1 protein-coding gene is annotated in these 419 nt (G+C 34.4%); it reads right to left on the bottom strand.

All coding sequences use genetic code 11. The features are described from left to right. Positions 1 to 419, bottom strand: a 419-nt coding sequence (locus tag DRF65_RS28235) for an IS110 family transposase (RefSeq protein ID WP_165852334.1), incomplete at both ends; no start/stop codon positions are given.

Raw genomic sequence — 419 nt, 5'->3', positions numbered from 1 at the left:
TCTGTTGTTTTATTTTCTCTTCTACCGAGGCAATTTTATCATCCAAAGCTTTTATTTGCTGGATTATTTCCTCCATTTCATAGATTACATCAGCTATTTTACTCACTTGATAAAAAGCCTTTTTTTCGTTCTTAAACTGAGTCCTTACTTTTATTAGAAAATTTCTGTAAGTAAGAAAATTTTTTATTGTAAAAAGTACTTCTTCAGAAAGTGCAGAAGGGATAAGTTCCTGCTCATGCATTTTTGCATATCGGGCTATTCTCCAGGCATCAACCTTGTCATTCTTTCCTCTTTGAATACCCTGACTCAGCTTTATTTCCAAAGCCGGAACCTGATAATAGAGAAGTTGCCTTTCTTCCAACAAACTAGCTAAAAGAAGTCCATAGTTTCCCGTATTTTCAAAACAATATCGATGGCTG

It is taken from the genome of Chryseobacterium pennae (assembly GCF_003385515.1).
In the GTDB taxonomy this organism is placed as follows: Bacteria; Bacteroidota; Bacteroidia; order Flavobacteriales; family Weeksellaceae; genus Chryseobacterium; species Chryseobacterium pennae.
The sequence above is the reverse complement of the archived record's forward strand: the minus strand, read 5'-3'. Positions and strand labels throughout refer to the sequence as shown.